Source organism: Martinezella rhizogenes (genome assembly GCF_007002745.1).
In the GTDB taxonomy this organism is placed as follows: domain Bacteria; phylum Pseudomonadota; class Alphaproteobacteria; order Rhizobiales; family Rhizobiaceae; genus Agrobacterium; species Agrobacterium cucumeris.
Genome location: NZ_SGNY01000001.1, coordinates 121,340 through 146,933, shown reverse-complemented (window position 1 = coordinate 146,933; position 25,594 = coordinate 121,340). Strand labels below are relative to the sequence as shown.

Sequence of the window (25,594 nt, the reverse complement as noted above, 5' to 3'; positions counted from 1 at the left end):
AGTATGAGAGTTAATGTGACCCGGCTTTCGTCCGGGTTGACCGTTGTGACGGAAAGAATGCCGCATCTCGAAAGCGTTGCTCTTGGGGTGTGGATCAAATCCGGGTCCCGCAACGAGACGACTGCCGAACACGGCATCGCCCATCTACTCGAGCATATGGCGTTCAAGGGCACGGCGCGGCGCACCGCCCGGCAGATCGCCGAAGAGATCGAAAATGTCGGCGGCGAAGTCAACGCCGCGACATCGACGGAAACCACCTCCTACTACGCCCGCGTCCTCAAGGACCATGTTCCGCTCGCCGTCGATATCCTTGCCGACATCCTGACGGAATCGCTCTTCGACGAAGAGGAACTGGAGCGGGAGAAAAACGTCATCCTCCAGGAGATCGGCGCTGCGACCGATACGCCCGATGACGTGATCTTCGACAATTTCTCCGGTGTCGCCTATCGCGACCAGACAATCGGCCGGCCGATCCTCGGCACGCCTGATACCGTACAATCCTTCACGACAGGCCAGATCAGGCATTATCTCGCCCGCAATTACACGACGGATCGCATCTTCGTCGTCGCGGCCGGTGCTGTCGATCACGAAAGCTTCGTCAAGCAGGTGGAAGAGCGTTTCGCCTCGCTGCCGCAGATGCCCATTGCCACGCCGGTCATGGAAAAAGCGATCTATACCGGTGGCGAAATCCGCGAAACCCGCGATCTCATGGACGCGCAGGTGCTGCTGGGCTTCGAGGGCAAGGCCTATCACGCCCGCGATTTTTATTGCTCGCAGATCCTTGCCAATATTCTCGGCGGCGGCATGTCCTCCCGCCTGTTCCAGGAAGTGCGCGAATATCGCGGCCTCTGCTATTCGGTCTATGCCTTCCATTGGGGCTTTTCCGATACCGGCATCTTCGGCGTGCATGCGGCGACCGGCGCCAACGACCTGCCGGAACTGGTGCCCGTCATACTCGATGAGCTGCGCAAATCGTCGCAGACCATCCATCAGGAAGAAATCGACCGCGCCCGGGCGCAGATCCGCGCGCAATTGCTGATGGGTCAGGAAAGCCCGGCCGCCCGTGCCGGCCAGATGGCCCGGCAGATGATGCTTTACGGCCGGCCCATTCCCAATGAGGAGATGATGGAGCGCCTCGGCGACATCACGCGTGAACGCCTGACCGATCTTGCGGGACGGCTGTTTTTCGATACAGTTCCAACATTGTCCGCAATTGGCCCGCTTGAACATCTGCCGCCTCTTTCAGACATCACTGCCGCGCTTTCTGCGCAGCAGCCTGCAAGGATAAAGGCGAACGGCTGAGACATGGCGGTTTCTTCCGCACAGGGATGGTGAATGCTGCGTTTTCTTTCCCGACATAACGACACGCCTGAACTGCGCAGCGCCGACCATCTTCTCAGACTGCCGCGCTACAGCGATTTCAAGCAATGGCATGTGCTGCGCTCCGAAAGCCGGCAGTTTCTTCAGCCCTGGGAACCCACCTGGCGCCCTGATGAACTGACCGAAGGCTCGTTTCGGATGCGCGTGGTGCGCAACGGACAGGAGTTTTCCTCCGGCACCGCCGTCTCGTTCTTGCTGTTCGAAAAAGAGACCCTGCTCGTCGGCGGCATCACCATTGGTTATATCCGCCGGGGTGCCGCGCAGAGCTGCATGATTGGCTATTGGACGGGCGAACGGCACGCGGCACGAGGCCATATGTCTGCCGCATTAAAATTGGTAATACCATACATCTTCAACGGACTTCAGTTGCACCGTATCGAGGCAGCCTGTATTCCGGAAAACTTCAAAAGCATCCGGCTTCTCGAAAATGCCGGTTTCCAGCGGGAAGGCCTCTTGCGGGAATATCTGAAAATCAATGGCCAATGGCGGGATCATATGATGTTTTCCCTTCTTGCCGACAAGCAAAGCTCCGGCGGAACGAAGTACGATACATGACCTACATTCACCATGAGCCATGCCTCACGAAACGTCTGGCGGCAATCGCGCTGGCCGTGCCGTTTTTCCTGCTGTTTCTGCTTTTCTCCTCCTATTCCTACGCCTTCGAGCCGGTGAAAATTTCCCGTGACGACACGGCGCTTGATCTGACTGCCACCACCGATATCTATGCCAATCAGGGCGAAGCCTTTCAGGTCTCGACCGCGCCCGGCCCCGACGGCATCCGCCGCCGTATCGAGGTGCGCGCCAGTTCCACCGACCACCAGGGCGACTGGGCGGTTTTCGCGCTCGCCAACGTGTCAGAAGAGCAGCTGGAGCGCGTCATCGTCGCCCCGCATTTCCGCCTCGTGAATTCCAAGCTGTTCTGGCCCGATCTCGGCTCGCAGCGCATCATGGCGATCACGCCGAGTGAGGGCTTTGCGCTTGACCGGCAGCCGAGCCCTGACGCCGACGTGTTCCGCATCACACTCAACCCCGGCTCCGTCATCACCTTCGTTGCCGAGCTTTCCACGCCGCAGCTGCCGCAGCTTTACCTTTGGGAACCGGAAGCCTACAAGGACACGATCAACGCCTTTACGCTCTATCGCGGCATCGTGCTTGGCATTGCCGGCCTGCTGGCCGTGCTTTTGACCATCCTTTTCGTGGTCAAGGGCACTTCGGTCCTGCCGGCCTCCGCCGCACTCGCCTGGGCGGTTCTGGCCTATATCTGCGTCGATTTCGGATTTCTCGAAAAGCTCATCACGGTCACCTCAAGCGATCAGCGAATATGGAGGGCGGGCGCGGAAGTGGCGCTCGCCTCCAGCTTCGTGGTCTTCCTCTTCACCTATCTCAATCTCAACCGATGGCATGCGCATCTGGGTTATGCGACCTTTGCCTGGGTGGTGGGTCTGGCGCTGCTGTTCGGCGTTGCCATTTACGATCCCTCGGTCGCATCAGGCATTGCCCGCGTATCCTTCGCCCTGACGGCGACCGCCGGCATCGCGCTCATCATCTATCTCGGTTTCAACAAATATGACCGGGCCATCTTGCTGGTTCCCTCCTGGGCGCTGATCCTCGTCTGGCTGTTCGGTAGCTGGCTGACGGTGACCGGGCAACTGGACAACGACATCGTGCAGCCGGCGCTCGGCGGCGGGCTGGTGCTGATCGTTCTTCTGATCGGCTTTACCGTCATCCAGCACGCCTTTGCCGGCAGCGCCTATCAGCAGGGTCTGTTCTCCGACCTCGAACGCCAGTCGCTGGCCCTTACAGGCAGCGGCGATACCGTCTGGGACTGGGATGTGACGCGTGACCGTATCGTCACCACGCCCGACATTTCCAACCGGCTGGGGCTCGAACCCGGCACCATGCATGGTGCGGCGCGCAACTGGCTGCCACGCCTGCATCCTGATGATCGCGACCGGTTCAAGGCGACACTCGACGTGCTGCTCGACCATCGCAAGGGCCGCCTCAACCACGAATTCCGCATTCGCGCCGAAGACGGACATTTCCACTGGCTGCAAATCCGCGCCCGCCCGGTTCTCGGCTCCAACGGCGAAATCATCCGCTGCGTCGGCACCATCACCGATATTACCGAGCAGAAAAATTCGGTCGAGCGGCTGTTGCAGGATGCGATGAACGACAATCTGACCGGGCTTCCGAACCGGCAGGTCTTCCTTGACCGCCTGCAATCGATCCTCAATCTCTCGCCCGATAGCGAGGGCGTACGCCCGACGGTGATGGCGATCGATATCGACCGTTACAAGCTGGTCAACGATACGCTGGGCATCGCCGCCGGCGACAATATTCTCATCGCGCTGACGCGGCGTCTGCGCCGGCTGCTGAAACCGCAGGATACGCTGGCGCGTCTTGGTGGTGATGAATTCGGCCTTATCCTGACCTCGGAGCGCGATCCGCAGCGGGTCGCCGATTTTGCCGATGCGGTGAACAAGGCGATCATGGTGCCGATCAATTTCGCCAACCGCGAAATCATCCTCACCGCCTCCATCGGCCTCGTCTCGTGGATCGACCAGCAGGAAAGTGCGGCCGGTCTGCTCAGCGATGCGGAGCTGGCCATGTACCGCGCCAAGCGCGCCGGCGGCAACCGCGTCGAGCCGTTCCGCCCCGCCTTCCGCACATCAGGCACCGACCGGTTGCAGATGGAAAGCGACCTTCGCCGCGCCATCGAGCGCAAGGAGCTGTCGCTTGCCTATCAGCCGATCGTCAAACTTGATGACGGTGAGCTGGCCGGTTTTGAAGCCCTGATGCGCTGGGAACACCCCAAGCGCGGCAATATTCCGCCAAGCGAATTCATCCCCATCGCGGAAGCCTCCGGCCTGATCGAGCCGCTCGGCATGTTCGCGCTGGAACGGGCGGCAACCGACCTGATGGACTGGCAACATGCCATCGAGAAGATGCCGATCTTCATCTCCGTCAATATTTCCAGCGCGCAATTGCTGAACAACGAATTGTATAACGACGTGCGCGGCATGCTGACCCGCACGCGCTGCAATCCGCAGCAGCTGAAGCTGGAACTGACGGAATCCGTCGTCATGGAAAACCCGGAACAGGCGCGGCTTGTGCTTTCCAAGCTGAAGGAAACCGGCCTGAGCCTCGCCATGGACGATTTCGGCACGGGCTATTCGTCACTCGCCTATCTGACCCGTTTCCCCTTCGACACGATCAAGCTCGACAAGGCGCTGGTTGCCAATACCAGCGACAAACGCAATGTGCTCCTGCGCTCCGTCATCGCCATGGCGCGGGCGCTCGACATGCAGGTGGTTGCGGAAGGCATCGAAACGCCTGAAGATGCGGCCGAGCTTTCCCGCATGAACTGCCATTTCGGCCAGAGTTTCCTGTTCGGCACCCCGGTCTCGGGCGATGCGGCGCTGAAGCTGCTGCGGGAACGGTTCCAGCCGACGAAGCGGGCTTCGTAAGGGGGCCGACCTGAGGTGATGAAGGCTGATGCCCCACCACCTCCGTCATTCCGGCCTTGAGCCGGAATCCAGCCAACGGGCGTCTGCCCGGCGGGAAGGACTCTTTTCAGCCCAAGGACTTGGGCTGGCTGGATACCGGCTCAAGGCCGGAATGACAGGAGAAGGAAACGATGCTTCCAGGACTCTCCGCCTCCAGGCATTCACTGCACTGCCGAATTCTGCCCTGCCATCGGCGCTTCATCCGCCGCCACCTTCCCATGCAGCAGGTCGTGAATGAACTCCATTTTCGCCACCACCGGCGGTGTCAGCACGAAGGGGTAGAGGTCGGCCTCCCCCATGCTGCGCTGGATGGAATTGATGGCGACACTGAGGGGGATCCACGCCTTGACCAGCTGTGCGGCGCTGCGGGCGTTGTAAGGATCAAACGTCACCTCGGCCGCCATTTCCTCATGTCCATCAGGATCAATTGCGACGCCGAAGGCGCGGGCGGTCTCGAGCGTATCGACGATATGCAGGTAATGGGCGAAACATTCGGCGAAATCTTCCCAGGGGTGGACTGAGGCGTAAGAGCTTATGAAGCTTTCCTGCCAGTCGGGACGCGGTCCCCCATCGTAATTGCGTTGCAGCGCCGCGCCATAATCCTCGCGATCATCGCCAAACACTGCGCGGCAGGCCTCCAGTCGGTTCGCATCACGCACCAGCTTGTTCCAGATGAAATGCCCGACCTCGTGGCGGAAATGGCCTAGCAGGGTGCGATACGGCTCATTCATGTTGGCACGCACCTGCTCGCGCGTCACATCGTCGGCTTCCGCAGCGCGGATTGCGATCAGGCCTTCATCATGCCCGGTCATCGCTGGAATAACCGAACCATCGGGCGCCACCTCATCGACCAGAAAGTCGAAGACAAGTCCGCCGGCCGGATCAACATCACGGTTGGGATGTGGCAGGCCGAGCCGCAGGATCGAATAAAACAGGTGCCTCTGCGCCTGGCTGATTCGGCGCCACTGTTCGATCCCCTGCTCCGTCGCAATGTCGGGCACCAGACGATTATGGCTGCAGGCCGGGCAGAAAGCGCTGTCACTTTCCGCCGGCACCGACCAGTTGCAGATGTCATTCACTTCATTGGCGCAGAAACGCACCTGTTTCTGCGGCTCCGCGACGATCTGCCAGTTCGGTTCGCCGGCCGGCGCCAGCGCTTCCATGGAAAGGCGCTCCGGCACGAAGGCAAGGCGATAGCCGCAGGAAACGCAGAAACGATTGTCGAAATGGACCGGCTGGCCGCAGGATGCGCAGGAGAAAAGTCTCATTGATGAAACCCTTGCGATGGATCAGTTGAACGAAGGAAAACATACGATGTCGGCATGAACGGCGTAACAAACCCGTCGTTCCGGCATCCCATACGACAAGAGCGCATGTGCGGTAACACATGCGCTCCAAGCGCCGCATCGTTTGAGAGGCGGAAGATCGTCAGGCGGTATTACATCCGGTCAACGGCGCCCTTGACGGCATCCTTGGCCTTGCCGACGCTCTTCTGTACCTTGCCCTTGGTTTCCTGGGCGGCACCCTTGGCGCGCAGCTCGTTATTGCCGGTGGCTTCGCCGACGTTCTTCTTGACCTTGCCAGCAACTTCGTTTGCCGTACCGGAAATCTTGTCTGATGTGCTACCCATCTTACTGCTCCCTAGTTGAGCCGTACTGTCTGTCCGGCTTTCCGGGTGAGTAACGTGAGGGGGCAGGATTTGGTTCCCACCTATAATGATAAGTGGGCGGCAGAAAATATACGCTCGCCAAATTCCGGCGTTCCTGGTTTAGGCGTGGCCGGCATCGGTGGAGAGCATGCGGGCATCAACGCCCATCAGGGCCAGCGCCCGCTCATATTTATTGTCCAGCCCGCGATCGAAAATCAGTTCTTCCGCCGCCGGGCAGTTCAGCCAGCCATTATTGGCGATCTCGTTTTCCAGCTGGCCGGGTCCCCAGCCGGCGTAACCGAGCAGCATGGTTGCCTTTTGCGGGCCGCGACCGTTGGATATGGCGCGGACGATATCCAGCGTCGCCGTTAGCGAAATATCGTCGCTGACCGGAATACTGGATTCGCTCAAATAATCATCGGAATGCAGCACGAAACCGCGGCCGGATTCGACCGGGCCGCCGCACTGGATTGGAAATTCGCGGGTGCGGTTGGGCAGCATGATGGCGTCGTTGCTGTCCACCAGTTTCAGATGCAGCAGAATGTCCGTAAACGTGATCTGCTGCGGCCGGTTGATGATGAAGCCCATGGCGCCGGCATCCGAATGGGCACAGATATAGATCACCGCACGGGCAAAATTACCGTCGTCCAGCCCCGGCATCGCCATGAGGAACTGACCGTCGAGAAAGCCACGTTCGCGTTTGTCCATCAGGGTTGAAAAGCTCACCGGCGCCTCCAGCAGACCGAATTCCGTGATTGAACGGAAAACGGCGTTCGCACTTCGACAAGGGACAGGATGCGGCATAGCGTGCCATCAATCAACCGAAAATGATGAACCCCACGAATTCGTAACTGGTCGGCCGGGCAATGTTGGGTTAGACGGGAAGCATGAGCGCCAGGACATTCTTCCGATTTTCACATCTTCGTTTCGCGGCCCTGTTTGCCGCTCTCCTCGGCGGCGCGCAAGCCGCCCGGGCCGAAATTACCGATTGGGCCAGGAGCGAAGGCGGCCAGATGCGCGTGGCAAGCCTTGCCATGGATGCGGACGGCGTGGTGCGCGGCGTTTTGCAGATCGAGCCGAAGGACGGCTGGATAACCTATTGGCGCGAGCCGGGCGAAGCCGGCATACCGCCGCAAATCACGCTTGATCCGGCAAGCGGTGTTACGCTCACCACCATGGCCTATCCCGTTCCCAAGCTCATCGAAAATGGCGACATTACCGATATCGGCTACGACCATGCCGTCAGCCTGCCCTTTCAGCTGAAAGCTACCGACCCGGCGGCCAGCGGAAAAATCGACCTCACCGCCTTTATCGGCGTGTGCCAGAATATCTGCATTCCCTTCGAGGCGACATTCTCGATCGACCGCGGCAATGCGGGTGACGACGACGGCGAGGAACGGCGTCTGCTGGAGGAAGCCCGCGAAACGCTGCCCGAAGCCGCCTCCGACGATTTCAAGGTCATCGATTTCCACATCACGCCCGACAAGACCATGCTCGGCGTGCAGCTGCAATTGCCGGAAAACGCGCCGAAGGAGACGGAAATCTTCATCGCCGGCCCCTCTGGCTTTGCCTATTACGAGCCGCAGAACATGGTGCGCGACAAGCGCAAGCTGTCCTTTTACATGAACATCAAGGGCCTGCCGAAAACCTATCAGGTGCCCGGCAACAGCTGGCCCATTCTGGTCAAATCCGGCGATCGGGCGATGGAGACGATGCTGAATTTTCCAAAGCCCTGAGCGCTTCTTGTGTTGTCCCCGAACCGGTGGCTCAACTCTGGAAATTACCTCGAAAACCGCATGACAGATTTCATTTCCGTGCTCTATAGTCGCGCCAACCGAACGACCACAGGAGCATGGACATGACCATCAAGATCGGCGAAAAACTGCCTTCCGCAACCTTCAAGGAAAAGACGGCCGACGGCCCGGTGGAAACCACCACGGACGCGCTTTTCAGCGGCAAGAAGGTCGTTCTTTTCGCCGTACCCGGCGCTTTCACCCCCACCTGCTCGCTGAACCACCTGCCGGGTTACCTCGAAAACCGCGACGCCATTCTCGCCAAGGGCGTGGATGACATTGCCGTGATCGCCGTCAATGACTGGCACGTCATGGGCGCATGGGCACAATCCTCCGGCGGCCAGGGCAAGATTCACTTCCTCGCCGACTGGGACGCGGCCTTCACCAAGGCGCTCGGCCTCGATGCCGACCTTTCCGGCGGCGGGCTCGGCGTGCGCTCCAAGCGTTATTCGATGCTGGTTGAAGACGGCGTGGTGAAGTCGCTCAACGTGGAAGAAAATCCCGGTCAGGCGACGGTTTCCGCTGCTGCGGCGATGATCGAGCAGCTTTGACGTTAAGAAGGTGGCCTCTTGGCCCTAGATAAGGCGTCATCCTCGGGTCAAGCCCGAGGATGACGTCGCAAGTGGAGCGACCAGACATTGAAGAGCGGCCCCGCCGCCCTCTCAAACATTCATATCAAACACCAGAAGACCGGCCAGACCGCCATCGGTGAGCGACACCAAGCGCTCGCCCACTTCCACATGCTGCGGATGGGCGAGATAGTCGTCGCGGGCCTCGGGGCTTTCCAGCGTCACGATGAAACCGTCGACAAAACCGCCGTTCAGGCCTTCAGGCGAGACATTCTGGCCGTATTTCACATCGATGATGCCGGGTATCACGTCCTTCAGGGCTGCAATCGCCTCGAATATCGCGTGTTTTTCAGAGGATGCCGTCGCAGCCTTGAAGCGTAGAAATACACAATGCAGGATCATCCGGATTCCTCTCCTCCGCTGGACGCAACGCAGGCGCCCTTGACGACAAGATAAGTCGGGTTTCGGTTTTCACAACCCCGATAAATGCGGCCCGGGTCAAATCGCCCCTGACCGAGCCAAGCGGCAATAAAGCAGGCCTGCGTTACCGGCGTTTGAAGGGCTCCATGCCCTTGCGCGCCAATTCGTCGGCGCGCTCGTTTTCCGGGTGGCCGGCATGGCCCTTCACCCAGTGCAGGGTAACCTTGTGACGCTCCTGTGCCGCCTCAAGCGCCTGCCATAGCTCGACATTTTTGACCGGCTTGTTATCGGCAGTCTTCCAGCCCTTCTTTTTCCAGCCGAAAATCCACTTGGTAATACCGTCTTTGACATAGGCGCTGTCGGTATAAAGGTCGACCTCGCAGGGGCTTTTCAGCGCGTTGAGTGCCGAAATCGCCGCCAGCAGTTCCATGCGGTTATTGGTGGTCTCGGCCTCGCCGCCGGACAGTTCCTTCTCCACCTCGCCATAACGCAGCACGGCGCCCCAGCCACCCGGACCGGGGTTACCGGAGCAGGCGCCATCGGTGAAAATATCGACATGTTTCATTCGCCGGCCAGCCCATATTCGGCGACATTGGCGATCGAGCGGTGGAACCGCAGCTTGCGCAGATATTCCAGCGGGTCTTTCTTCACCACCAGCGCGCCTTCCGGCGTCGTCAGCCAGTCGTAAAGCCGCGTCAGGAAGAAGCGCAACGCCGAACCGCGCGCCAGCAGCGGCAGCGCTTCCAGTTCCGCCTCGCTCAACGGCCGCACGGACTGGTAACCTTCCAACAGCGCCTTGCCCTTGGTGACGTTATAGGCGCCATCCTTTTCGAAGCACCAGGCATTGAGGCAGATCGACACGTCATAGGCGAGCAGGTCGTTGCAGGCGAAATAGAAGTCAATCAGGCCGGAGAGTTCGTCGCCAAGGAAAAACACATTGTCCTGAAACAGATCCGCATGGATGACGCCGGCCGGCAGGTCCTTCGGCCAATGGGCGGCGAGATAATCGAGCTCGGGACGAATCTCGTCCCTCAAACCCTTCTCCACCTCATCGGCGCGGTCTTCCGACTTGTCCCACAGCACCTTCCAGCCTTCAACGGACAGTGCGTTGGGGCGCGTGATTTCGAACCCCTCACCCGCCAGATGCATGGCGGCCAATGCCTTGCCGACTTCCCGGCAATGTTTGGCCTCCGGCTTTCGCAGCCACATGCCTTCAAGGAAAGAAATCAGCGCCGCCGGCCGGCCCGACAATTCACCCAGCAATTCGCCATCCCTGCGCGGCAGGGGCAAGGGGCAGGACAGGCCCTTGGCCGCCAGATGCTGCATGAGGCCGAGGAAGAATGGCAGATCGTTTTTTTCCACCCGCTTCTCATAAAGCGTCAGGATCAGCGGTTCCTTGGTGGTGTGCAGCAGGAAATTGGAGTTTTCGACGCCTTCGGCAATGCCTTTATAAGAAGTGAGGCTGCCGGTGTCGTACTGCGTGAGGAAATTCCTCAGATCATCTTCGGTGATATCAGTATAAACTGCCAATTTAAAATCTCTTGATGAAGGATGGAATGAGAATCCCGGGGGGTGGGAATGACGGATGCAAGGCGAGAAGCGCTCACCTCGCCATCACCCTGTTCTAGGCCCCGGCGGCGGTCTTCGGCGGCAGCGCATTGCTGGCATTGCCGTTGACGAACGCCATGTCATCCGTCGTCAGCTCGATGCTGCGCAGCTCGCGGTTGACGAGGAAATGTTCCGTTTCCTCAACCGTCACGGCAAGATCGAGCGTGGTGTCGAACCGTGCCTTGAAGGCCTCGATGATTTCATCGACGATAACTTCAGGCGCGGATGCGCCAGCCGAAAGACCAACGGTGCGGATATCGCCGATCGCGTTCCAGTCGATTTCCGCCGCCCGCTGCACCAGCACGGAGTGCTTTGCCCCGGCCCGCAGCGCCACTTCCACCAGCCGCTTGGAGTTGGAGGAATTGGGTGCGCCGACAACGATGAACAGGTCGCAGCCGGGTGCTGCCTGTTTCACCGCATCCTGACGGTTGGTGGTTGCGTAACAGATGCTGTCGGCGGCAGGCGCCTGAATGGCGGGGAAACGTTCCTGCAGACGGGCAATGACGCCGGCGGTATCATCGACCGACAGCGTCGTCTGGGTGACGAAACCGAGATTTTCACGGTCCACCGGTTCATATGTGCCAGCGTCTTCCACGGTTTCGACCAGCGAGACGGTTCCTTCTGGCAGCTGGCCCATGGTGCCGATGACCTCCGGGTGACCGGCATGGCCAATCAGCACCACATGGCGGCCAAGGCGCTGGTGGCGCATGGCCTGCTTGTGAACCTTGGAGACCAGCGGGCATGTGGCATCGAGATAAAACAGGTTACGCGCCTGCGCATCCTCAGGCACGGATTTCGGCACACCATGGGCGGAAAAAACCACCGGCTGTTCGCGATGTTCGGCAGGGATTTCATGCAGTTCCTCGACGAAAACCGCGCCCTTGGCTTCCAGCCCTTCCACCACATAGCGATTATGCACGATTTCGTGGCGGACATAGACCGGCGCACCATAGGCCTTCAGCGCCAGCACGACGATCTGGATCGCCCTGTCCACGCCCGCGCAAAAGCCGCGCGGTCCGCACAGCCTTATTGTCAAAGGGGGTTTGGAAACGGCGATGTTCATTCGTGCTCCTTGGCCTGCTTCTTGGCGTGCTCCATGCCTTGCCCGATAGCCTGCCCCTTGCCGGGCGGGGCGCACATTATTCGTCGCGCGCCTTATGGTTCCGGAAATAGGCAAAACCAACGACGATGACAAGGGCCAGCGCCAAGCCATACCACGTTATCGCATATTGCAGGTGATTGTTGGGCAAATCTATCAGCGTCACGCCACCCTGCGGCCAACCGCCGGGATTTTGCGCATTGTCGGCATCCACGAAGAGGTTGACCAGCCGGTTGGAGGGAATATCGACGCTCGAGGCCATCACCGCCAGATCCTTCCAGTAGAAGATGTTCTTGGCGATATCGTTATCCGGCAGCAGCGAGGAGGGTTTTGCGACCAGGGGCGCGCGTGCCAGCCCTGTTATTACCACCTCGCCGGTTACCTGTCCTTCGGCCCGTTTGGCCTGTTCCTTCATCTCGAAGGGCACAAAGCCGCGATTGACGAAAAGGATGCGGCCATCGGCAAGCGTCAGCGGCGTATAGATGTAATAACCGGTTCGGCCCTGGTGGGTGGCGAAGAAATGGCGCTCGCCGCCGTGATCGAACGTGCCTGAGAGCCTGACCTTGCGATATTCGATATCGCCGCCGCTTTTCGCCATTGCCTCGATATCGGCAAGCGGAACCGGGCTCGCGCTCAGCCGCTCCTCGATATCGGCCATAAGCGCTTCTTTCCAGTAAAGCCGTTTCACCTGCCAGGTGCCGAGCCCGAGAAGGATGGCAAGCGCCAGCAGCACCAGCGGCGCGGCGAACCAGACCCGTCTGTCCGCCGCCTTCATGTGGGAAACCTCATTCACGATCAAGCCTGCCTTCGCTTGCATTGTTGCGGTATTGCAGCGCAATCATGATGCCCTTGAGCTTGCGCAGCAGCACGAGCGAAACAATCACCGTAAACGGCAACCAGAGCATGACATGCACCCAGACGGGTGGCGCAAAACGCTGGTCGAACCACAGCGCCAGCCCGACAACCAGAAAACCGACGATCAACATGACGAAGACCGCCGGACCATCACCCGCGTCAGCGAAACCATAATCCAGTCCGCAGGCGCTGCAGGCCGGTTTCGGCGTCAGGAAACCGTCGAACAGCCGGCCGTTACCACAACGCGGGCAGCAGCCTTTCAAGCCCACCTTGATGGGATCAACAGGCGCAAAATTGCCGTTTGATGGTTCTGACATGATGACCTCCCGCGAAGTTGCCTGACCCCTCGCCCGTCCGCCTCGGGCTTGAGCCGAGGACCCACGATTTCAGCGGGCTATGGATCCTCGAGACAAGCCCGAGGATGACGTCCTATCTCCTGGAAGCTTGCCTCAGAACCCGGGCACTTGTTTGTTGCGAGCCGGCGCCGCGACTTTCTTCTCCCCGCCGGGGAGAAGGTGGTCCGAAGGGTCGGATAAGGGGCCAGCTATCGGCCTATCTTCACCGTAGCCCCCTCATCCCGTTGCCGCGGACTTCTCCCCGGCGGGGAGAAGAGATGTGCGGTACCCGCTCGATTCAGAAGCAACGTGGTAGACGATCCGACGTCGTTTAACCGTGGACCGGCGCGCCCCAGCCACCCCAGATGTAGATGGCGAAGAACAGGAACAGCCAGACGACGTCAACGAAGTGCCAGTACCAGGCAGCCGCTTCGAAGCCGAAGTGCTGCTTGGGCGTGAAACCGCCAGCAATGGCGCGGAACAGGCAGACCAGAAGGAAGATCGTGCCGACGAAGACGTGGAAACCGTGGAAACCGGTAGCCATGAAGAAGGTCGCGCCATAGATCGAGTTCTTGAAATCGAACGGGGCGTGAATGTATTCGTAAACCTGCACGGTGGAGAACAACACGCCGAGCGCCACGGTGAGCGCGAGGCCGCTGATCAGGCCCTTGCGGTCATTGTGCAGCAGCGCATGGTGCGCCCAGGTGACGCAGGTGCCCGACAGAAGCAGGATAACGGTGTTGTAGAGCGGCAGGTGCCAGGGATCGATGACTTCGATGCCCTTGGGCGGCCATTGACCGCCGGTATATTCAAGACGGGACGCCTGAATGGCCTCATGCGGGAAGAGGCTGGCATCAAAATAGGCCCAGAACCACGCCACGAAGAACATCACTTCCGAAGCGATGAACATGATCATGCCGTAACGCAGATGCAGCGACACGACGCGGGTATGGCTGCCCTCATTGGCTTCCTTGATCGTATCCGCCCACCACGCATACATGGTGTAAAGCACGATGACGAGACCGATATAGAAAAGCCAGGGGTTGGCGAGTTCCGCGCCGAACAGCTTGAACGAGCCGCCCGACAGGTAACGCATGTAACAGACGCCGCCGAAGGTCAGGATGAAAGCGCCGATCGAGGCCAGAAGCGGCCAGGGGCTTGGGTCTATGATGTGGTAGTCGTGGTTCTTCTGATGCGTGTCTGCCATTGCGACAATCCCCTGGTATCTCTTCCCTGATCCGGCCTCAAGAAGGCCAGATCTCCTCTCACAATTTGCTTTCGCCAGATTCAGTCTTTACCGGCAAGGACGCAACCGGTTTTTCGGTTTTGGCCGGATAAAACGTATAGGACAGCGTCAAAGTATGAATGCTCTTGGTTTCGCGCGCCGTGGCGATGTCGGGATCGACAAAGAAAACCACCGGCATTTCCAGTGTTTCGCCCGGCTGCAGCGTCGTTTCGGTAAAGCAGAAACACTCCACCTTGTTGAAATAAGCGCCCGCCTCCATCGGCGTGACGTTGAAGACCGCCGTTCCCGTGGTCGCCACGGGCGAGCGGTTGGTCGCCTTGAACGTCACCTGCACCGTTTCGCCGATCTTCGGCTTGACCATCCTGTCGACCGGCTGGAAATCCCAGTTGAGGCCGTTCGACGTGTTGGCGTCGAAGGTGACGTTGATGGTCTTGTCGAGGATGACGTCGGAATATTGCTCGACGCGCTGGGTCGTGCCGTTATAACCGGTGACGCGGCAGAACAGGGTGTAGAGCGGCACGGCGGCATAGGCCATGCCGATCATGGCGCAGAAAAATACGAGACAAAGCACCAGGATCGAGCGATTGCTCACCCTTTGCCTGCCGGTTCCCACCGTCTGCGTTTCCATATTCGCCATGTCCTCCTCCTCTCCCCTCAATCAGCCCTTAATGCGAGCCGATCTTGATGATGGTGATGATGTAGAACAGCACCACCAGACCGGCGAGCAGGACGCCGAGCGCGATGTTGCGTCCGCGTCTCGACTTTTTCTGCGCCGCGCTCAGTTCCACCGTTTCCATCACAGAACTCCCGAAATCACGGCCTTCAGGGCCGGAGCGAAATGATCGGCCAGAAGGCCGGAAAAGATGGCGAAGAGGTAAAGCACCGAATAGGCAAACATCTTCTTGGCCGGCAGCATCTTCTCGTCACCCTCGGGCATGCGCCGGACATCGAGCGAACAATAAACGAAGATAGCGCTCAGCACCGCGGCGAAAATACCGTAACCGGCGCTCGCCAGACCCGTGAAATACGGTGCGACGGCAGCGGCGGCCGTCAGCACGGCGTAAACGATCATCTGGTTCTTGGTGGAGCGTTCGCCCGCCACATTCGGCATCATCGGAATGCCGACGGAGCCGTAATCGCGCATCTTGAACAGCGCCAGCGCCCAGAAATGCGCAGGCGTCCACAAAAAGATGATGAGGAACAGGATGACGCTATCAAGCGAAACGCCGCCGGTGACGCAGGCCCAGCCGAGCATGGGCGGGAAAGCGCCGGCAGCACCACCTATGACGATATTCTGCGGCGTCGAGCGCTTCAGCCACATCGTATAAACGACGGCGTAAAAGAAGATGGTGAAGGCGAGCAGGCCGGCGGAGAACCAGTTGACTGCAAGGCCGAGGATGACCACCGAAAAGGCCGACAGCGTCAACCCGAAGGCCAGGGCCTCACGCGGCGCGATGCGACCCGAAGGGATCGGCCGCTTTGCGGTGCGGCTCATCACGGCGTCGATATCGGCATCGTACCACATGTTCAGCGCGCCGGATGCGCCGGCGCCGACCGCGATACAGAGAATGGCGATCAGCCCAAGCACCGGATTGATTTCGCCCGGCGCCAGCACGAGGCCGGCAAAGGCCGTGAAGACGACCAGCGACATGACGCGCGGTTTCAGCAATTCGAAATAATCGCGCGCGCCGGCTTCCGAGAGTTCGGAGCTTTCAACACCCAGCATGTCGCGATTGTCGATAACGGTCATTTCCTGTCCTGTTTTCCTTCAGATGCCACTTGCCGCGACATCCCTTGCACCGGCCCGAAAACGAAGGTGATTTCCGGCATGCGCGATGCGTCAATTCATTGGGTCCGAACGTTTCGACATGGGCGGCATCGGCCAAAACCGATACCATTCGCCCGGCCTGTCGCCGCGCCCACCCCGCCATTCGTCTGCGCCTGCTCATTCATAAAGGCCAAACTTGGCATTTATCACATCCGGGCATGTATCATGTCGGACGTCAGGCTTCGCTTGGACAAAATGTCACGCGGTAATGGACCAACCCGCCTTTGGAAACGGCACGGACGCAACCACGCCGTCCCCTGTTTCAGCAACCGGAATGCGCGAGCAGCGCCCGCGCCTTCCGGTCCGGCATTCAGCGAATGCGCGGAAGCTGTTCCCACTGGTGGTAAGGCGGCGGCGAAGACAGCTGCCATTCGAGTGTCGTTGCACCCTCACCCCAGGGATTGTTGCCGGCGATCCGCTTCTTGGCGAAGGCTTCCCAGACGCCGAAGAGGAAGATGCCCACGGCAACCGCCGAGATATAGGAGCCGTAAGACGACACCAGGTTCCAGCCGGCATAGGCATCGGGATAATCGATGTAGCGGCGCGGCATGCCGGCGAGACCGAGGAAGTGCTGCGGGAAGAAGATCAGGTTCACACCAACGAACATGACCCAGAAATGCAGCTTGCCGATGAACTCGCTATACATGTAGCCGGTGATCTTCGGGAACCAGTAATACCAGCCGGCGAAGATCGCGAAGACTGCGCCGAGCGACAGAACGTAGTGGAAGTGGGCCACGACATAATAGGTGTCATGCAGCGAGCGGTCGAGACCGGCATTGGCGAGCTGCACGCCGGTGACGCCACCGACCGTGAACAGGAAGATGAAGCCAATCGCCCAGATCATCGGGGTCGAGAAGGTCAACGAACCGCCCCACATGGTCGCGATCCACGAGAAAATCTTGATACCTGTCGGCACCGCGATGACCATGGTTGCGAATACGAAATAACGCTGCGCTTCGAGCGACAGGCCGACCGTATACATGTGGTGCGCCCAGACGATGAAGCCGACCGCGCCGATGGCGACCATGGCATAGGCCATGCCGAGATAACCGAAGACCGGCTTCTTGGAGAAGGTGGAAATGATGTGGCTGATGATGCCGAAGCCGGGCAGGATCAGGATGTACACTTCCGGGTGGCCGAAGAACCAGAACAGGTGCTGGTAGAGGATCGGATCACCGCCGCCTTCCGGCGAGAAGAATGCCGTGCCGAAGTTACGGTCGGTCAGAAGCATGGTGATGCCACCTGCCAGAACCGGCAACGAAAGCAGCAGCAGGAATGCGGTGACGAGAACCGACCAGGCAAACAGCGGCATCTTGTGCAGCGTCATGCCCGGGGCGCGCATGTTGAGAATGGTGGTGATGAAGTTGATGGCACCAAGGATCGAAGACGCGCCGGCAACGTGCAGCGAGAAGATCGCCAGATCCACCGCCGGTCCCGGCATGCCGCTGGTCGATAGCGGCGGATACATGGTCCAGCCGCCGCCCACACCATAAGCACCCGCCGGGCCTTCAACGAAGAGCGACAGGAGCAGCAGGATGAAGGCCGGAACGATCAGCCAGAAGGAAATATTGTTGAGGCGCGGGAAAGCCATGTCAGGAGCGCCGATCATGATCGGGATCATCCAGTTGGCAAAACCGCCGATCATCGCCGGCATGACCATGAAGAAGATCATGATGAGCGCATGCGCCGTGGTGAACACGTTGAACATGTGCTTGCCGCCGTCGATGGCAGCATCGCCCTCGAAGCCGTAAACCATGGACGCCAGACCGTGGAAGATCTGGATGCCCGGCTCCTGCAGCTCCATGCGCATGACAACCGAAAGGCCGCCGCCGATGATGCCCGCCATGATGGCGAAGATCAGATACAGCGTGCCGATGTCCTTGTGGTTGGTGGACAGGAACCAGCGAGCGAAAAAGCCCGGCTTATGGGAATGATCATGAGAATGATCGTCATGCGCATGCGCATCGTGTTCGGATTGACCATGCGAGTGATGATCGTCGTGTGCGGAAGGTCCAGCCATTGTCGTCACTCCAGTCGTCAGTTGGTTTCGTTGGCGGCAACGTCAACCGTGCGCGGAGCGCCGTCGACGGAGGCCATCAGCGCCCGGTTCGCGCCGTTCAGATCTGAAGCGGCGGCGGCGTGCCAGGCATTGTACTGCTGTTCGGAAACCACCCGAATGGCGATGGGCATGAAGGCGTGGTCCTTGCCGCAAAGCTCGGAACACTGGCCGTAATAAAGGCCTTCCTTCTCCGGCTTGAACCATGTTTCGTTGAGACGACCCGGAACGGCATCGATCTTGACACCGAAAGCGGGCATGGCGAAGGCGTGGATGACGTCGGTCGGAGCCGCCGTCACCAGAAGGCGAACGGTCTTTCCGACCGGAACGACCATTTCATTGTCTACCGCAAGAAGACGCGGATAGCGGGCCTTGTCCTCCTTGCCCGCAGCAGCGCGATCCTGCTCCTTCAGCAGATAGCTGTCGAAGGAGAGCGGCTCTGCACCCTCAGCGGCGGCATATTCATAGCTCCACAGCCATTGCGTGGCGGTCGCCTTCAGCGTCAGGTCCGGGTTTTCCGGCTGGGTCAGCTGCGCGTTCAGAAGATTGAACGAAGGGAAAGCAAGGAACAGGAGAATGAGCACCGGCGCCAGCGTCCAGACAACCTCGATCGCCGTATTATGGCTGGTCTTGGAAGCCACCGGATTTTTCGCGGCGCGGAACTTCAGGGCAACGATGATGAGCAGCACAAGAACGAAAAGCGTAACCGGAACAATGAACCAAAGCGTATATTGTTCGAACCAGCGTATTTCGTGCATGATCGGCGTGGCGGCCTCCTGCATGCCCATTTGCCAATGCACCGGCTGATCGGCGTGGGCGCCGACAGCCGTGAGCAGACAGGTCATCCCCGCCAATGCTGCGTAAATCCTATTCCTCACGGTACCCTCTCCCTCACGCGTCTGATCTAGATCAATCACAGACGCAGAATCCATGCTAATGGTACTAACTTCAAACCACAGTTTGTCCTCTGCCGCAATATGCGTCGGGACACGGATGTCAGCCAATTTTGCCATTGGTCAATTGGCGGTCGACTTTCCCGCACTCTGCACCCCGATGGATAGGCTGCGACCGCTTTCAAACAGTCAGAATGCGGCACAGGCCCTTCTTTCAGAGGGTTTTGCAGCCTGCCAGCCCAGGCCGGAGGTGGGGTGGCGGGCGGAGAAATTACGCACATGAACAAAGCGGAAAGGTCCTATTTCCGCCCAACTCCGCTGGAATTGAGGTTCCAAGGCTTTTTTTTCCGGATTATGGCGTCAAAATAGCCGCACTGATTCGAATCCCAGAGGTATCCATGCGTCTTTCCCCGCTCGCGCGCACTTTTCTTGCCGCCGCCGGTCTTGCCATCATCGCCCCCGCCGCTGCGGCGCTGGCGCAACAGCAGCCGCCCGGCACGCCGAAGTCGACGCATGGCGCATGGTCTGTCATCTGCGACAAACCGGCCGGCGCGTCGGAAGAGCAATGCGCCCTGATGCAGAACGTCATTGCCGACGACCGCCCTGAAGTGGGGCTTTCGGTGGTGGTGTTGAAGACCGCCGACCGCAAGTCGCGCATCCTGCGTATCCTCGCACCGCTTGGCGTTCTGCTGAAGGATGGCATGGAGCTCTATATCGACAATAATAATATCGGCCGCGCCTATTTCACCCGCTGCTTCTCCGAAGGCTGCTATGTGGAAGTGGATATTGACGACGAGCTGCTGAAGGTTCTGCGCGCCGGCAAGGCCGCCGTTTTTGCGCTGCGTGAATCCGTCGATCAGGACCGTGTCGGCATTCCGATCGAGCTCACCGGCTTTGCCGAAGGCTACGACGCACTGCCGTAACGTCTCGTCGTCAACGGGCAGCCTTGCGTCTGCCCGCTCCAGTGCCTAAATCGGTCATTGAACGATAATGACTGGAGCCTCCCATGACCGACGATCTTGTAAAACTCTTCGATTGCGATGAAACGCAATTGCGCAAGCTCGTCGGAGAGGCGCTCGTCGGCGCTGACGATGGCGAGCTGTTCATCGAACATGCCCAGGCCGAATCACTGACCTTCGACAATGGCCGGCTCAAGGGCGGCTCCTTCAACACCGATCAGGGTTTTGGCCTGCGCGCCGTTGCCGGCGAGACGGTGGGTTACGCCCATGCCGGCGAGCTTTCCGAAAGCGCGCTGAAGCGCGCTTCGGATGCGGTGGGCGCCGTCACCCGCGGTTATTCCGGCTCCTATGCCGCCGCACCCCAGCGCACCAACAAGAAGCTCTATGGCGACGAAAACCCGATCGGCAGCCCGAGCTTTGAGGAAAAGGTGAAGCTCCTCACCGATATCGATGCCTATCTGCGTGATAAGGACGAAAACGTCCGGCAGGTGACGGCGACGATTTCCGCAAGCTGGCAGGTGGTGGATATTCTGCGCGCCGATGGGCATCGCGTCAGCGATATCCGCCCGATGACCCGCATTAATATTTCCGTCGTTGCCGGCGAAGGCGACCGGCAGGAAAGCGGCTCCTATGGCATTGGCGGTCGCGTTGGCTTCGGCGACTTCATTACAACGGAAAGCTGGCAGCGTGGCGCGGATGAAGCGCTGCGCCAGGCGCTCGTCAACCTCACCGCCATCGATGCACCGGCCGGCACCATGGATGTGGTGCTGGGCTCCGGCTGGCCGGGCGTGATGCTGCATGAGGCCGTCGGTCACGGTCTGGAAGGCGATTTCAACCGCAAGAAGACCTCGGCCTTTGCCGGCCTGATGGGCGAGATGGTGGCCGCCCCCGGCGTCACCGTCGTGGATGACGGCACCATCGACAGCCGTCGCGGTTCGCTCACCATCGACGACGAAGGCACGCCATCCGCTTATAATGTGCTGATCGAGAATGGCCGGCTGGTGGGCTATATGCAGGACCGCCAGAACGCCCGGCTGATGGGCGCAAAAGCCACCGGCAACGGCCGCCGGCAGGGTTATTCGCATGTGCCGATGCCGCGCATGACCAATACCTACATGTTATCAGGCGACAAAACGCCGGAAGAAATCATCGCCTCGGTCAAAAAGGGCATCTATGCCGTTTCCTTCGGTGGCGGACAGGTGGATATTACATCAGGCAAATTCGTGTTCGGCTGCACCGAGGCTTACCTCATCGAGAACGGCAAGATCGGCGCGCCGGTGAAGGGCGCCATGCTGATCGGCAACGGACCTGATGCGATGAAGCGCGTCTCGATGATCGGCAATGATTCCAAACTCGATACGGGCATCGGCAATTGCGGCAAGGCCGGGCAGTGGGTGCCGGTCGGCGTTGGCCAACCGCATCTGCGCATGGACCAGATCACCGTTGGCGGCACGAAGGCGTAAGGAATTCGGAGCTTGGATCACTGCGGTCTGTCCCAAATGCCGCCATACCGGCCCTGAGCCGGTATCCAGCCGACGCGCGTCTGTGCGGCGAGAAGCGTGTTGTCCGCCCAAGGATTTGGGCTGGCCGGATGCCTTATCCAGTCCGGCATGACGGCAGAGATAGTTGCGGTCACGCGAAATGTTAAGCCTGCCGCAGCAATCCCAGCCCATAACCTTGCACATGGCTGCCATGATGAGGTTTCCTCTGGCACCTCACCGAGAAGACGATAAGATCACCCTCACGGCAGGCCCTCCTCCCACCGCCGGGCCTGCGTGGCACAAGGAGACCATGACCATCATACGCAATGCCCTCGTCCCGGAACTTGCCGTCACCGACTGGCTGAAAAGCCGCGCCTTTTATTGCGACCTGATCGGTTTTCATGTGGTTTATGAGCGTCCCGAAGAGGGCTTCGCCTATCTTGCCCTCGATGAAGCACAGGTGATGATCGACCAGATCGGTGCGACCCGGACCTTCGTGGCTGATAATGCCGGGCTAGAATTTCCGCTGGGTCGCGGCATGAATCTGCAGCTCGCCGTTCCTTCCCTGCAACCCATTCTGACGCGACTGGAGCGGTCTTCGATCGACCTCGTTCTGGCGCCGGAAGAGAAGTGGTACAGGCGCGGCACGGTCGAGGTCGGCAATCGGCAATTCATCGTTGCCGATCCGGACGGTTATCTGATCCGCCCGTTCGAGAGCCTGGGCGAACGCCCCTTCCGGTTCGGTTAAGCCCATGTTGCCCTTTCGCCCGCATGCGGTTGTTTTCGACATGGACGGATTGCTGATTGAAAGCGAGGTGCTTTATCGCGATTCATTTCTGGCGGCTTCGGAGGAAGGCGGCCATGGAATGCAGGTCGAGACCTATCAGAAGGTCTGTGGCAGTCCCTGGGATGTCATCACCGGCACCATCTTTGCCGATTACGGCGCGGATTTTCCCATGGATGCTTTTCGCGACGCGTGGCTGCGGCATCTCGGTGTGATGATGGCGGAGGGTGTGGCGCTGAAACCCGGCGTCGCCGAAATCCTCGATCTTCTCGACCGGCTGGACATCCGCCGCGCCATCGCAACATCTTCGCAGCACACATCGGTTACACGCCATCTCGGCCCTTACGATCTTCTCAGGCGCTTCGACACCATCGTGGCGCGCGGCGATTATACCGAACCGAAACCCGCACCCATGCCCTATCTCACTGCAGCAAAGCGCCTCGGCCTCGAGCCGGGCCGCTGCCTGGCGCTCGAGGATTCCTATTCCGGCGTCCGCTCGGCCGCTTCGGCCGGCATGATGACGATCATGGTGCCGGACGTGGCGCCGCCGACCGAGGAAATGCGGGAAAAATGCGTTGCCGTCATGGGTGATCTCCATGCGGTGGCAGACATGCTGCAAGACGCACGGCTTTTACGGCTTTGAAAAGTGGGCCGTGATGTGAATGCGCGTCACACGCCTTTCGCCATTTGGACTTATAGTGGCGGTCGTAACGGCCGGAACGCCGATATTGGTCAGGCGCCTCCGTCGGCGCATCCATAACCGGAGTGGTCATGCTGCTTGTCGCCGTGTCGCTCGCGACGCTTGTATTGCTCTCTCTCTCCGCGTTTCAGATCACCCTCGCCGCCGGTGCGCCTTTCGGCCGTTTTGCCTGGGGCGGCGCAAGCCGTGTGCTGCCGGTCAGGCAAAGAATTGCAAGTGTCGCTTCTCTTGCGATCTATGGCCTTATGGCGTCTTTTTCCGCTGCAAAAGGCAGGCTTCGCAGCGATCTGGCCGGCAAGCTGGATCGAACCCGGCATCTGGATCATCGCCTGCTATCTTGCGGTGAGCATTGGATTGAACGCAATGTCGAAGAGCCGCGCAGAACGGCTGGTCATGACACCGGTAGCCACCGTTCTTGCGATCCTGTTCTTTATCGTCTCGCTGTCATAAAGACACCAGACCAACGGCACGATGCCGCAACGATCGGGCCTTCTCAGCGGATCGTCAGCCCCCCGGCCTGAAACGCCACTTGCGCTCGATCGCTCCTTCAATATCGAGACCATTATAATGGGCCAGCAACAGCACATGGCCGAGGAGATCAGCGGTTTCGTCGGCCAGATCCCGCTTCATCTCCTCTTTGCTCCTGCCCTTGATGCGCCCCCGCCCCGTCAGCCGGTTCCAGGCCTGCGTGACCTCGCCAACCTCTTCCTGAAGCTTCAGCATGTACCAGTCCGGATCGCGGAATATTCCGTTTTCAGCGGCATATTTTTGCGAGGCCTCTTCAAACCGACGCATCGTGTCAGCAAACATTTGTTCATCCTTTGTTCGTGCGCTACAACTCTAACCACGATTCTCCGGCCGCGTCGATCCGAAAGGATGTTTCGCGACCCTGAACGGAAATCTCCGCGACAGATGCCCGCCGTCGCGATAGGAACAGTCATTCGAAACAGTGCCGTCACCCATGCCTTATCTCGATTTTTTCTCGTCCCTCATCACCGCCCATAGCCCGTCGCTGCTGGCCATGTTTGCGGGTGCGGCATTTCTCGCCGGTCTCGCCCGCGGCTTTTCCGGCTTCGGCGCAGCACTCATCTTCATTCCGCTGGCAAGCGCGATCGTCGGACCGCGCATCGCGTCAGCGGTTCTGCTAGTGGTGGACGGCGTGTTGACGCTTGGCATGATACCGCCAGCGTTTCGCATGGCGGACCGGCGTGAGGTTTTCACCATGGCGGCAGGCGCACTTGTTGGCGTGCCGCTTGGAACCCTGCTGCTTTCCCATGGCGATCCGTTGACCCTGCGCTGGATCATTTCCACCGTGGTCGTTGTGCTTCTGTTATTTCTGCTGTCCGGCTGGCGGTATAGCGGGCGGCCGAAGACGCCTCTGACACTGTTTACCGGGTTTCTGGCCGGGCTGTTTTCGGGTGCGGCGCAGCTGGGTGGGCCGCCCGTGGTTGCCTATTGGCTTGGCGGGGCGCTCAAAGGCGCCTTCGTGCGCGCCAATGTCATTCTTTATTTCGCGGTTTCGACCGTGATTTCCACGGCAAGCTATTTTTTCGGTGGTCTTTTCACCGCCGATGTCTTCGTTTTTTTCCTGCTGGCCCTGCCGTTTTACGGGGCAGGTCTTTATGCCGGCGCGCGCCTGCACGGATTTGCCGATGAGGCCGCATTCAGACGCATCTGCTACGGCCTGATCGCCATTTCCGCCGTCATCGGCCTGCCGCTGTTCGATTCGCTGTTGAAATAGGCAGGCCGCACCGGCCTGTCCTCCCCGCCGTCAAGGATACATACGAACCTTCGACCACGGCGCATCCGGCGTCTCGCGGCGGAATTCGACGCGGTCATGCAGGCGAAATTTGCGGTCGTGCCAGAATTCGATGCTGACCGGGCGAATGCGAAAACCGGACCAGTGGGCCGGGCGCGGAATATCGCCGATGGCATATTTGGCGGTATATTCGGCCACCGCCTTTTCCAGCGCGAAACGGCCTTCCAGCGGTCGCGACTGCTTGGACGCCCAGGCGCCGATGCGGCTGCCGCGCGGGCGGGAAGCGTAATAGGCATCCGCCTCCGCATCCGTGACGATCTCCACCTCGCCGCGCAGACGCACCTGCCGTCTCAGGCTTTTCCAGTGGAAACACATGGCCGCTTTTTTCTGGCCAAGGATCTCGCGGCCCTTCTGGCTTTCGAAGTTCGTATAGAAAACGAAGCCGCGATCATCGACGTCTTTCAACAGCACCATGCGCACATTCGGCAGGCCATTTTCATCGACGGTTGCGAGCGCTACCGCGTTCGGATCGTTGATTTCGGAAGCCGTCGCATCCTTCAGCCATTCGGCAAAAAGGGTGAAAGGTTCATTTTCTTCCGTGAAGTCACTGGATGTTAACCCCGTTTCCGACATATTGACTAAAATGCTCCCGAGCTGATTTGGACCCCAGAGATG

General features: G+C 59.7%; 28 protein-coding genes. 11 read left to right on the top strand and 17 right to left on the bottom strand.

Features of this window, described 5'->3' with window-relative positions:
• The first annotated feature begins 3 nt into the window (after window positions 1-3).
• Genes EXN68_RS00730 through EXN68_RS00720 form a run of 3 tightly spaced genes read left to right on the top strand, consistent with a single transcriptional unit; the run spans window position 4 to window position 4,847 of the window.
• A complete protein-coding gene (locus EXN68_RS00730) occupies window positions 4-1,302 on the top strand; it encodes a M16 family metallopeptidase (RefSeq protein WP_142839912.1) in 1,299 nt (432 codons plus the stop codon).
• Window positions 1,303-1,335: 33 nt separating this feature from the next.
• The gene (locus tag EXN68_RS00725; RefSeq protein ID WP_142839239.1) at window positions 1,336-1,935 is read left to right on the top strand and encodes a GNAT family N-acetyltransferase; all 600 of its coding nucleotides are present in this window, start codon (window positions 1,336-1,338) and stop codon (window positions 1,933-1,935) included.
• A complete protein-coding gene (locus tag EXN68_RS00720) occupies window positions 1,932-4,847 on the top strand; it encodes a sensor domain-containing phosphodiesterase (RefSeq protein ID WP_142839238.1) in 2,916 nt (971 codons plus the stop codon). The genes EXN68_RS00725 and EXN68_RS00720 overlap by 4 nt, the downstream gene beginning before the upstream one ends.
• 200 nt (window positions 4,848-5,047) lie before the next feature.
• Here the strand turns inward: EXN68_RS00720 and EXN68_RS00715 are convergent, their stop codons facing one another.
• From EXN68_RS00715 to EXN68_RS00705, 3 genes are all read right to left on the bottom strand, one after another.
• Window positions 5,048-6,154 carry a zinc-binding metallopeptidase family protein gene (locus EXN68_RS00715; RefSeq protein WP_142839237.1) on the bottom strand — a complete coding sequence of 369 codons (1,107 nt, stop codon included), beginning with the start codon at window positions 6,152-6,154 and terminating at the stop codon, window positions 5,048-5,050.
• A 170-nt stretch (window positions 6,155-6,324) separates the two neighbouring features.
• A complete protein-coding gene (locus tag EXN68_RS00710; RefSeq protein WP_142839236.1) occupies window positions 6,325-6,516 on the bottom strand; it encodes a CsbD family protein in 192 nt (63 codons plus the stop codon).
• A gap of 138 nt (window positions 6,517-6,654) precedes the next feature.
• A complete protein-coding gene (locus EXN68_RS00705) occupies window positions 6,655-7,260 on the bottom strand; it encodes a YqgE/AlgH family protein (RefSeq protein WP_142839235.1) in 606 nt (201 codons plus the stop codon).
• A 161-nt stretch (window positions 7,261-7,421) separates the two neighbouring features.
• Here EXN68_RS00705 and EXN68_RS00700 point away from each other — a divergent pair, with 161 nt between their 5' ends.
• Both EXN68_RS00700 and EXN68_RS00695 read left to right on the top strand, forming a co-directional pair.
• Entirely contained in the window at window positions 7,422-8,270 is an 849-nt protein-coding gene (locus EXN68_RS00700; RefSeq protein WP_142839234.1) for a protein-disulfide reductase DsbD domain-containing protein, read from the top strand.
• 122 nt (window positions 8,271-8,392) lie between these two features.
• Window positions 8,393-8,878: a peroxiredoxin gene (locus EXN68_RS00695; protein WP_142839233.1), complete on the top strand. Its 486-nt coding sequence runs from the start codon at window positions 8,393-8,395 to the stop codon at window positions 8,876-8,878.
• Window positions 8,879-8,989: 111 nt separating this feature from the next.
• Here EXN68_RS00695 and EXN68_RS00690 read toward each other — a convergent pair whose 3' ends face one another.
• From EXN68_RS00690 to coxB, 12 genes are all read right to left on the bottom strand, one after another.
• Window positions 8,990-9,298, bottom strand: a complete 309-nt coding sequence (locus tag EXN68_RS00690; protein ID WP_142839232.1) for a Dabb family protein — start codon at window positions 9,296-9,298, stop codon at window positions 8,990-8,992.
• Between the two features lie 142 nt (window positions 9,299-9,440).
• Window positions 9,441-9,881, bottom strand: a complete 441-nt coding sequence (gene rnhA / locus EXN68_RS00685; protein WP_003494262.1) for a ribonuclease HI — start codon at window positions 9,879-9,881, stop codon at window positions 9,441-9,443.
• Entirely contained in the window at window positions 9,878-10,846 is a 969-nt protein-coding gene (locus EXN68_RS00680) for a homoserine kinase (RefSeq protein ID WP_142839231.1), read from the bottom strand. The genes rnhA and EXN68_RS00680 overlap by 4 nt, the downstream gene beginning before the upstream one ends.
• Window positions 10,847-10,940: 94 nt before the next feature.
• On the bottom strand, window positions 10,941-11,987 hold the full coding sequence (ispH, locus tag EXN68_RS00675) for a 4-hydroxy-3-methylbut-2-enyl diphosphate reductase (protein ID WP_142839230.1): 1,047 nt from the start codon (window positions 11,985-11,987) through the stop codon (window positions 10,941-10,943).
• A gap of 76 nt (window positions 11,988-12,063) precedes the next feature.
• Window positions 12,064-12,798, bottom strand: coding sequence for an SURF1 family protein (locus EXN68_RS00670; protein ID WP_142839911.1), 735 nt, complete (start codon window positions 12,796-12,798; stop codon window positions 12,064-12,066).
• 10 nt (window positions 12,799-12,808) lie between these two features.
• Window positions 12,809-13,195 (bottom strand): DUF983 domain-containing protein, encoded by a 387-nt coding sequence (locus tag EXN68_RS00665; RefSeq protein ID WP_052817424.1) that lies wholly within the window; start codon window positions 13,193-13,195, stop codon window positions 12,809-12,811.
• A 349-nt stretch (window positions 13,196-13,544) separates the two neighbouring features.
• Complete coding sequence (locus tag EXN68_RS00660) at window positions 13,545-14,420, bottom strand: cytochrome c oxidase subunit 3 (protein WP_142839229.1); 876 nt, start codon at window positions 14,418-14,420, stop codon at window positions 13,545-13,547.
• Between the two features lie 58 nt (window positions 14,421-14,478).
• On the bottom strand, window positions 14,479-15,096 hold the full coding sequence (locus tag EXN68_RS00655) for a cytochrome c oxidase assembly protein (RefSeq protein WP_142839228.1): 618 nt from the start codon (window positions 15,094-15,096) through the stop codon (window positions 14,479-14,481).
• Between the two features lie 28 nt (window positions 15,097-15,124).
• Complete coding sequence (locus EXN68_RS28045) at window positions 15,125-15,256, bottom strand: hypothetical protein (RefSeq protein ID WP_003521105.1); 132 nt, start codon at window positions 15,254-15,256, stop codon at window positions 15,125-15,127.
• Complete coding sequence (locus EXN68_RS00645; protein WP_142839227.1) at window positions 15,256-16,209, bottom strand: heme o synthase; 954 nt, start codon at window positions 16,207-16,209, stop codon at window positions 15,256-15,258. The genes EXN68_RS28045 and EXN68_RS00645 overlap by 1 nt, the downstream gene beginning before the upstream one ends.
• Window positions 16,210-16,597: 388 nt before the next feature.
• Window positions 16,598-18,307, bottom strand: coding sequence for a cytochrome c oxidase subunit I (gene ctaD / locus EXN68_RS00640; RefSeq protein ID WP_142839226.1), 1,710 nt, complete (start codon window positions 18,305-18,307; stop codon window positions 16,598-16,600).
• Between the two features lie 17 nt (window positions 18,308-18,324).
• Window positions 18,325-19,188: a cytochrome c oxidase subunit II gene (gene coxB, locus EXN68_RS00635; protein ID WP_305765180.1), complete on the bottom strand. Its 864-nt coding sequence runs from the start codon at window positions 19,186-19,188 to the stop codon at window positions 18,325-18,327.
• 446 nt (window positions 19,189-19,634) lie between these two features.
• Between coxB and EXN68_RS00630 the strand changes: the two genes are divergently transcribed.
• The 5 genes from EXN68_RS00630 (at window position 19,635) to EXN68_RS00610 (ending at window position 23,681) form a co-directional block, all read left to right on the top strand.
• Entirely contained in the window at window positions 19,635-20,159 is a 525-nt protein-coding gene (locus tag EXN68_RS00630; RefSeq protein ID WP_003494243.1) for an invasion associated locus B family protein, read from the top strand.
• A gap of 83 nt (window positions 20,160-20,242) precedes the next feature.
• A complete protein-coding gene (gene tldD, locus EXN68_RS00625; RefSeq protein ID WP_142839224.1) occupies window positions 20,243-21,658 on the top strand; it encodes a metalloprotease TldD in 1,416 nt (471 codons plus the stop codon).
• A gap of 328 nt (window positions 21,659-21,986) precedes the next feature.
• Entirely contained in the window at window positions 21,987-22,424 is a 438-nt protein-coding gene (locus EXN68_RS00620; RefSeq protein WP_110757604.1) for a bleomycin resistance protein, read from the top strand.
• Window positions 22,425-22,428: 4 nt separating this feature from the next.
• Window positions 22,429-23,103 carry an HAD family hydrolase gene (locus EXN68_RS00615; protein WP_142839223.1) on the top strand — a complete coding sequence of 225 codons (675 nt, stop codon included), beginning with the start codon at window positions 22,429-22,431 and terminating at the stop codon, window positions 23,101-23,103.
• Between the two features lie 128 nt (window positions 23,104-23,231).
• Window positions 23,232-23,681: a hypothetical protein gene (locus tag EXN68_RS00610; protein ID WP_237681343.1), complete on the top strand. Its 450-nt coding sequence runs from the start codon at window positions 23,232-23,234 to the stop codon at window positions 23,679-23,681.
• Here the strand turns inward: EXN68_RS00610 and EXN68_RS00605 are convergent.
• On the bottom strand, window positions 23,665-23,970 hold the full coding sequence (locus EXN68_RS00605) for a pyrophosphohydrolase domain-containing protein (RefSeq protein WP_142839222.1): 306 nt from the start codon (window positions 23,968-23,970) through the stop codon (window positions 23,665-23,667). The genes EXN68_RS00610 and EXN68_RS00605 overlap by 17 nt on opposite strands.
• Before the next feature lie 151 nt (window positions 23,971-24,121).
• On the opposite strand from EXN68_RS00605, the gene EXN68_RS00600 reads away from it, so the two are divergent.
• Window positions 24,122-24,901 (top strand): sulfite exporter TauE/SafE family protein, encoded by a 780-nt coding sequence (locus EXN68_RS00600; RefSeq protein WP_161991142.1) that lies wholly within the window; start codon window positions 24,122-24,124, stop codon window positions 24,899-24,901.
• 30 nt (window positions 24,902-24,931) lie between these two features.
• Here EXN68_RS00600 and pdxH read toward each other — a convergent pair whose 3' ends face one another.
• Window positions 24,932-25,552 (bottom strand): pyridoxamine 5'-phosphate oxidase, encoded by a 621-nt coding sequence (pdxH, locus tag EXN68_RS00595; RefSeq protein ID WP_142839221.1) that lies wholly within the window; start codon window positions 25,550-25,552, stop codon window positions 24,932-24,934.
• Window positions 25,553-25,594 lie beyond the last annotated feature (42 nt).